Raw genomic sequence first — 8,382 nt, 5'->3', positions numbered from 1 at the left:
CATGAGTGATCGGACAGGTGGCTCCGGCAGCTTGCTGCAGTGAAGCAGCCAATGGATGTAAGGGCATACGAGATGCCCGCCACGCCGAGTTCCAGGGAGCCGAGAAGTGGTTCGGCGGTATAGCCGTCCCCAACGAGTTCGACTATCTCACTCTCGGAATGCTCGGCGACAAAGCCTGCTGGCAGGCTGGCCGGGTCGTTCGACTCCAACGCGCTGGCGATTGCCTCGAAGTCAACGGGGGTCAGCGCGGCACGGTCGACCAGGTTGGCGAGGTGTCGCTCCTCCTTGACCATGGCGACGGCCTCCGCGTGGCTCACATCGCCGATGTCCCATACTCCCCGGAAGAACCCGTATCCCTCTTCATCGATCTCGTCCTCAGGTGGCAGACCTAACGCCACATTGGCGGGAAAGCTGGGGTCAACCTCTACGTCCACGACCGGAATCACGGGCGGCTCCTAGTAGTTACCAGCGACCTTCTACCGCCACCGTAACCCTGCGGCCCATTCACATCAGTCGCTGTCGCACGCCTGGGTGCGCTGACGATTGCCGATCGCCGCTCTCGTCTCGTTCCGGTCTGACCCTCGTGGCACAGGTATGTCGCTTCCAAGCTGCAGCGCAACTCCTGCTCCCAAGCCGCGGACATACGGAAGCCTTGTGCCTCCGTGCCAGTACCATTAGCGACGGGTGGGGGAGCCCGCGTGACCGACCTGGCGGGCGTGTTCCAGCTGCGGTCTCTGTCCGCCCGGTGCCTCTGGCTCTCCGGGACAGCTGCGCACCGGCCGAGGGGCCCGGGGGGGGAAGTGGGACCACACGTGACGTACGACATCGCAGCACCCGAGCCCGCCGGGATGGTCGCCTCGCTGAGCTCGCTGGGCTACTCGCTGCCGGCAGCGATTGCCGACCTCGTCGACAACAGCATCTCTGCGAAGGCACAGAGCATCGACGTCGAGTTCGCCTGGGTCGGCAGCGACTCCTGGATCGCGGTCGTGGACGATGGCGACGGCATGAGCCAGGAGGAACTCGTCACGGCCATGACCGTGGCGGCGCGAGGACCGGCAACGCCTCGCTCGCCCACTGATCTGGGGCGGTTCGGGGTCGGTCTGAAGTCCGCGTCGTTCTCCCAGGCGAGACAACTCACCGTGGCGACAGCCTGCGACGGCCAGTGGCACACGCGCACGTGGGACCTCGACGTGGTCGAGAAGTACGGCGAGTGGCGGTTGCTCCACGGGGCCGACGACGACACCGCCGCCATTATCCAGAGAGTCCGGCCTTCCGGCGGCCATGGCACGGTGGTGTTGTGGCGTCGGCTCAACGGCTATCACACCGCCGCTGCCACCGAGGACGACGAGCGTACCCAAAAGCAGTTCTATGCCGAGGCGACGCGCACCGAGGCGCATCTCGGCATGGTGTTTGCACGGTTCCTCACGGGAACCCGGCGACGCGCTCTAAGGGTTTCCGGAACCGCCGTACAGCCCTGGGACCCATTCATGACGGCTCACCCCTCAGTCCAACGGCTTCCTGCAGAGGAACTTCCCCTGGGGAACGGATCGGTGAAGGTCGAGGCGTTCGTCCTCCCGAGCGCTCACCGCCTGTCTCCTGACGAGTTCATCCATGCGGCAGGGCCGCATGGATGGCTTGATCAGCAGGGCTTCTACGTGTACCGGCGCAACCGTCTGATTCTTGCGGGGGACTGGTTGGGGCAACGCGGGATGCGTCGCGAGGAGAAGTACAACCTCGCTCGCATCTCTGTCGACATCCCGGCCGAATCAGACGCCGAGTGGGGAGTCGACGTGCGAAAGTCCAGCGTCGTCCCACCTGTCAGCCTGCGACCACACCTTCACCGCATCGCACGTCAGGCCCGCACGAGGGCCGCAGAGGTGCTGCGACACCGCGGCCAGGTAGCCGCGCGTACACACGGTGATCCGCTGGTGTACGTCTGGAACGTGCGTCGTACGGACGGCCGGCTCGCCTGCCGGATCAACCGCAGCCATCCACTGGTCCAGGCCACGCTGAGGCCGGGAGGCGCAAACCCCGGTGATGTGCGTGCTCTGATCCGTCTCCTGGAGGAGACGGTACCGGTCGCCACGCTTCGTGTGATGCACGAGACCGACACCAGCGACGATCCCGATCCCTTCGGTGGGGCGGGCCCCGCCGACGAGACGGCGACCGAGGTCGCGCAGCGCATCTACGAGTCCCTCGTCTCGGGTGGCCGTTCGCCCGCCGCGGCGCGCGAACGGCTGCGCACCATGTCTCCCTTCGACCAGCTACAGGGGTTCTGGAGCACCTGAGCCTGCTGTCGGTGGTCGCCAATACTCTGCTCCATACCGTCTCAGACCAGTTGGAGGTTCTCCGTGAGCTCCACCCCCGACGAACCCCTCGCAAAGGCGAAGCGGTTGGTACGCAGCTTCCTGCCACAGGACCGGCAGCCGAGCCCGAGCGAGGTGCAGATCGCGGTCAACGCGATCTTCGGCATGCTGGCCGCACAGGGGGAGGATCTGGACCGGGACCAGCTGGCCAAGGAGATCGAGGCCATGATCACGGTGTTCCAGGAGCGTTCCCTGGGACTCGTTGATCTCAAGGGGCACGAGCCCTGGCTCCCTGAGGCGAAGAACAACCGTTCCTGGGATTTCTGGGAGCGATACCGCTGGTTCCTCGAGGATGTCGAGGACCTGCCGCTTTCGGTCGTGCGACGGCTGGACCAGACCTCGGACGAGGTTTTGAGCCAACTGGAGGATCCGCGGCGGCCCGGCCCTTGGCGCCGCAAGGGGCTCGTGATCGGCCAGGTGCAGTCAGGCAAGACCGGACAGTACATCGGACTCGCTTCGAAGGCGGTTGACGCGGGCTACAAGCTCGTCGTCGTTCTCGCCGGCATCCACAACGACCTCCGGAGCCAGACGCAACTGCGCATAGACGAGGGACTGCTGGGCTTCGACACCCAGCACCAGATGCGCTCCAACGAGAACGGGGACTCCCGCACCATCGGTGCTGGACTCATGCCGCTGCAGGGCAAGAAGCTTGACATCGCGTCTCCGACGAACAGCTCCGAGAAGGGGGACTTCGGACGCCAGGCCGCTGCAACGATCAATTTCCCGCTCGGCAGCTTTCCTGTCGTGCTCGTCGTCAAGAAGCACTGGAAGATTCTCGAGTACCTGCGCAGGTGGGTGACCGACGTGCAGGGCACCGAGGGCGAGAGCGGCCGCAAGCTCGTGCGCGACGTTCCGCTCCTGGTCATCGACGACGAGGCCGACAACGCGTCGATCAACACGGTCCGCGATCCCGACGACGACCCTACCAGGACAAACCGGGCAATCCGAGACCTTATCAACAGTTTCGACAGGGCGGCGTACGTCGGCTACACCGCCACCCCGTTCGCCAACATCTACATCGACCCCGACGCAGACCACGACGAGGTGGGCGAGGACCTCTTCCCGGAGAGCTTCATCCGCAGCCTCCCCTCGCCCTCGAACTATCTTGGCCCGGAGCGCGTGTTCGGACTCCAGGTGGATGACGAGGACGAGGAGGACGTGCACCCGCTGCCGCTGGTGCGTCACGTGAACGACTCCGACAGCTGGTTGCCGAGCCGGCACAAGGCCGGCGACAGGCCCCGTGGGGATCTGCCTCGGTCTCTACGTGAGGCCGTTGCGTCGTTCGTGCTCTCGTGCGCGGCTCGCCGGGCCAGGGGCCAGGTAAGGGTGCACAACTCCATGTTGGTGCACGTGACCCGGTTCACGGCTGTGCAGAGCCTTGTCCGCGAACAGGTGGAGGACCACCTGCACTTCCTCGTGGACTCGCTCCGTGACCGGTACGGGAGAGGGCCGAAACTTCTTGCGGAGCTCCAGGAACTCTGGGAGCGCGACTTCGTTCCCACCACTGCGCACTTCCCGGCTGACGAGGCTGAACCTCTGGCCTGGGAGCAGGTGTCGACGGAGCTTCTGGACGCGATCAGGAAGATCCAGGTCAAGGCGGTGAACGGCACTTCCCGGGACGCTCTCGACTACTACGACAACCGTAAGGACGGTCTCTCCGTCATCGCCATCGGCGGACAGAAGCTGTCCCGGGGCCTCACGCTCTCAGGGCTCACGGTCAGTTACTACCTGCGCTGGGCCAACACGTACGACACGCTGCTGCAGATGGGCAGGTGGTTCGGGTACCGGCCCGGGTACGAGGACCTGTGCAGGCTGTACACCACGCCTGCCGTCGAGGACGCCTACGTGGAGGTCACGGCTGCGACCGACGAACTGCGCCGCGAGGTGGAGGAGATGGCCACTCTCGGTCTCACGCCCAGGCAGTTCGGTCTGAAGGTCCGCTCGTCGTCGCTGGGGCTCATGGTCACTGCGGCGAACAAGATGAGGCAGAGTGAGAGGATCCTGCTCAGTTACTCCGGCGAGGGGCCGGAGACAGTGATCTTCAACCTCGCCGACAGGGCTGTGAAGCGTAACTTCAAATCACTCGAGGACCTCGTGCGGCACCTCGACGGCATCACGGAACCCGCAACGGCGGTCAACGGCGGCACGGTGATGTGGCGGGGGGTACCGCCGGAAGTGGTCTCCGAGTTCGTGGCCTCCTACGAGACAGACCGCATGGCACAGAGGGTCCGTCCCCGACTCATCGCCAAGTACATCGAGCAGTGTGCCAAGGTGGGTGAGCTGGGCAACTGGACCGTCTGCCTGGTGGGCAAGTCGGCGGCCACTCCCGTGGACGTGGCCGGGCACTCGGTCGGGCCAGTTACGCGTGCCCCGCTCAACCCGGAGTTCAGAGCAGAGGGGCGGTACACGATCCGTCGTGTTCTCAGCCCGCGCGACGAGGGGCTCGACCTCGACGAAGCACAGCTTGAAGCGGCACGGGAGGCCGCCGGGAAGGCAGCGAAGCAGAAGGAGAAGACCTCGGTCCCGAAGCACCCGTCGGGCCCGTACCTCCGTCGTCAGCGACGTCCCGACCAAGCCCTGCTACTCATCTATCCCATTGAAGTACCGGGATCCGAGGACGACTCCCCCGAGCTGCCGCTGGTGGGCTTCCAGGTGAGCTTTCCCTACTCCCGTAACCAGTCGAAGACCGAGTACGTGGCGAACAGCATCTACCTGCAGGAGGACATCTACGCCCTCGACGAGGAGGACGAGGCGTGACGGTGACCGAGGAGGACTGGCACGAGCTCGAGCGCCCTCACGACTCGCCAGGACGCTCCAGTCGTCGGTTGCATCCGGACTCCCCGCTAGACGTGTTTCTCTCCGTCGCCCATCCGGGTCGACAGCGCATGCTGGTACTCAGGGCTGACGCCCGCTCGGCAGACCACATCGTGCGTTCGGTTGGGCGACTGCCCCGGGCGGCCGGCATCGAGATGCAGCTGAGTGCGGTGTCGCGCCTCGAGTACGAGCTCCAGTTGGTCCTGACGGCGAACGACCTCCGGGAAGTGTTCAACCCACTCGTGACCGACGTGGCCGACACCGCGCGTACAGCGCCGGCCGCTGCAGACGCTCTGACAGCCGCTGTGAACCGGTTCGAGCGCTGGCAGGATCTCCTGCGCACGGTTGGCAGGGACGGGCTGGGAGCGGAGGCACGGAGGGGGCTGTACGGGGAACTTCTGGTGCTTGGTGACCACCTCCTGACCGCCCTGCCCGAGAGCGAGGCTGTGGAGTCCTGGACGGGACCGACAGGCGCCAACCAGGACTTCCAGCTCCCTGGAGTCGCGATCGAGGTCAAGGCCAGTGCCGCGAAACACCCCCGCAGCGTCCGCATAGCAAGTGAGCGACAGCTGGACGACACCGGTGTCCCTCACCTGCTGCTGTGCATGATGGTGCTCGACGAACGACGGGGTGGGTCCGGCGAGAGCCTGAACCGTCGTGTGCAGTGCGTCCGGGAGCAACTTGCCAGCGCTGCTGCCAGGGCCCGATTCGACGGCCTGCTGATCCAGGCAGGTTACCTGCCCGGGCATCACGATCTCTATGACGAACCTCGTTACACCCTTCGTGACCTGCGCTTCTGGCACGTTCGGGATGACTTTCCCAGGCTTGTCGAGTCGGATCTTCCCGAGGGCGTCAGCAACTGTACCTACCACGTGACCGTCTCGGGGTTGGACAGCTACCAGGCGTCAGCCGACGATGTGAGCATGTTGATCGGGGGAGCGCATGAGTGAGCAGGACCTGGCCGAGTACTCCCGGAGCCTCGTCGCTGACGTACAGGCGACCGCGGACGCCGAGGGAACGACCACTCCGGAGGCGTTCACACACAGGGTCTTGTTCGACCTGGAGAAGGCCGGCGTCGTCTCCAACACCTTCAGCGCGTACCACAAGGCCCACGGTCACGAGGTCCATGCGTACGGCATCGGAGAGGCGGGTGAGTCCTTGGACCTCTTCCTCACCGACTTCCACCTGGCCCCGCTGGAGACGAAACTCACCAAGGCTCAGACCGAGACCTCGTTCAAACGCCTGTTGACCTTCGCTCGTCGTTGCCAGGAGGGGCTGCAGCAACATATTGACGAGTCCTTCGACGTGTACGACATGTGCGAGGCGGTCGAGAAGGCCCTGACCGAGGTGCAGAGGATCAGGCTCTTCCTCCTCAGCAACCGGGTCGCCACGACCGTGGAGGTCCCGCCCACCCGCTTCGACGGCCTCCCGGTCGTCCACGAGGTGTGGGACCTGGCGCGGCTGCACCGTCACGAGACGTCGGGATCGCTCAGCGAGCCCATCGTGGTTCCCTTCACGCCTCCGCTGCCCTGCGTTTCCGCTCCGAGTTCGGAGCGGGACCACTCCGTCGTGCTCGCTGTGATACCCGGAGAGATGCTGGCGGAGCTGTACGCGGAGCACGGGACACGGCTTCTCGAACTCAATGTGCGTTCGTTCCTGCAGGCCCGTGGTTCCGTGAACCGAGGCATCCGGGAGACCCTGTTGCACGCGCCCGGCCGCTTCCTGGCCTACAACAACGGGATCACGGCAACGGCCTCCCAGGTCGACTTCGTGACAGGCCCGGACGGAGAGCCGACCCACATCTCCCGCGTACACGGCCTCCAGATCGTCAACGGCGGGCAGACCACGGCGTCACTCCACTATGCCCGGTCACGGGACAAGGCCGACCTGTCCCAGGTCCGGGTCCAGATGAAGTTGACGGAGGTCTCGCCCGAGCGTCTCACCGAGATTGTTCCCAAGATCTCGGAGTACTCGAACACGCAGAACCGGGTGACCCAGGTCGACTTCAGCTCGAACCACGAGTATCACGTAGCGATCCAGCGGATCACCCGTTCTCTCTGGGCTCCCGCAGCCGACGGCAGTGGTCAGGAGACCCACTGGTTCTACGAGCGGGCACGCGGCCAGTACACGGACGAGCTTGCCAAAGCCCGTACTCCTGCCCGGCAACGCCAGTTCAAGAGGATCAATCCGACGAGGAAGAGGTTCACCAAGGCCGATCTGGCGAAGTTCGTCCACTCGTGGATCCAGCTGCCCCACCTGGTGAGTCGGGGTGCACAGAAGAACTTTGTCGAGTTCATGCTGCGTATCGACGAGGCGCCACCGCGTGTCGACATCCAGTACTGCCAGCGGGTGATCGCAATGGCGATCCTGTTCAAGGCCGTGGACCAGGTTGCCGCCGGCCATGGAGCGGGCAGTCACAAGAGCCTTGTGACGACGTACACGATGGCGAGACTGTCCCTGGCTACCGAGCAGCGGATCGACCTTGACCGGATCTGGCGTGAGCAGGGGATCTCCGCCGCCCTGGAAGCCGCGGTGGACAATCTGTGCCCCCGCGTCATGGAGGCGGTGACGAACCCGCTGGAGGGCAACCATGTGGGCGAGTGGGCCAAGAAAGTGGGGTGCTGGGACGCCGTTTCACGAGTGCGCTGGGCGGTCCCCGATGCCCTGGCGGCCGAGCTCCTGGACCTGCCCCTGGACGAAGCAGCACTGGCCGGCGGCAGCCCGGACGCCGAGGGGGCGCTCGAGGAACTCGTGGTTGTGCCAACCGGCGAGTGGTACGCGCTGGAGCGGTGGGCCAAGGAGACGCACAACCTCGAACCCTGGCAGAGGCAGCTGGCCCAGTCCGTCGGGAGACGGATGGAGAACGGCCAAGAGGTGCCCGAGACACAAGCACTCCAAGCCCTTCACGCGCGTAGTGAGGCTCTGCGCCTGGGGTTCACTCCTGCTCAGTGATGGGACCACGCAGGTCCTGAGTCCTCGGTCAGAGCATGCCCTTCTCGACCAGGTCCCTGACGGCGTCCTCGGCCCGCCTCAGGACAATCCGTCCGTCACCGTCACTGAAGGCGACGAGATCGGAGCCCGGTGCGATGCCGGCCTCCGCCAGCAGGCCGAGCGGCAGCTCGATCCGGCCCTGATCATCGACATGGAGTTCGGCTGGTTCCCGGAGCATGGGAAGAGTGTGACACCCTCCGAGTCGAGGACG

6 protein-coding genes are annotated in these 8,382 nt (G+C 65.3%); 4 read left to right on the top strand and 2 right to left on the bottom strand.

The genetic code is table 11. From position 1 onward, the window contains the following. Positions 1-446, bottom strand: a 446-nt coding sequence (locus QK442_RS33980; RefSeq protein ID WP_282697974.1) for a hypothetical protein, incomplete at its 3' end; no start/stop codon positions are given. 366 nt (positions 447-812) lie between these two features. Between QK442_RS33980 and QK442_RS33975 the strand changes: the two genes are divergently transcribed. The 4 genes from QK442_RS33975 to QK442_RS33960 all read left to right on the top strand — a co-directional run bounded on the left by QK442_RS33975 (position 813) and on the right by QK442_RS33960 (position 8,132). Continuing rightward, entirely contained in the window at positions 813-2,288 is a 1,476-nt protein-coding gene (locus tag QK442_RS33975) for an ATP-binding protein (RefSeq protein WP_282697973.1), read from the top strand. A gap of 63 nt (positions 2,289-2,351) precedes the next feature. Next, a complete protein-coding gene (locus tag QK442_RS33970; protein ID WP_282697972.1) occupies positions 2,352-5,123 on the top strand; it encodes a Z1 domain-containing protein in 2,772 nt (923 codons plus the stop codon). Then, positions 5,120-6,130: a PD-(D/E)XK motif protein gene (locus tag QK442_RS33965; protein WP_282697971.1), complete on the top strand. Its 1,011-nt coding sequence runs from the start codon at positions 5,120-5,122 to the stop codon at positions 6,128-6,130. Before QK442_RS33970 ends, QK442_RS33965 begins: the two co-directional genes overlap by 4 nt. After that, positions 6,123-8,132 (top strand): AIPR family protein, encoded by a 2,010-nt coding sequence (locus QK442_RS33960; RefSeq protein ID WP_282697970.1) that lies wholly within the window; start codon positions 6,123-6,125, stop codon positions 8,130-8,132. Before QK442_RS33965 ends, QK442_RS33960 begins: the two co-directional genes overlap by 8 nt. A gap of 28 nt (positions 8,133-8,160) precedes the next feature. Here QK442_RS33960 and QK442_RS33955 read toward each other — a convergent pair whose 3' ends face one another. Then, positions 8,161-8,349 (bottom strand): AbrB/MazE/SpoVT family DNA-binding domain-containing protein, encoded by a 189-nt coding sequence (locus tag QK442_RS33955; protein WP_014628047.1) that lies wholly within the window; start codon positions 8,347-8,349, stop codon positions 8,161-8,163. Positions 8,350-8,382: the final 33 nt, after the last annotated feature.

Source organism: Streptomyces sp. CC208A, from assembly GCF_030010625.1.
GTDB lineage: Bacteria > Actinomycetota > Actinomycetes > Streptomycetales > Streptomycetaceae > Streptomyces.
This window is presented reverse-complemented; position numbering and strand designations above follow the sequence as displayed.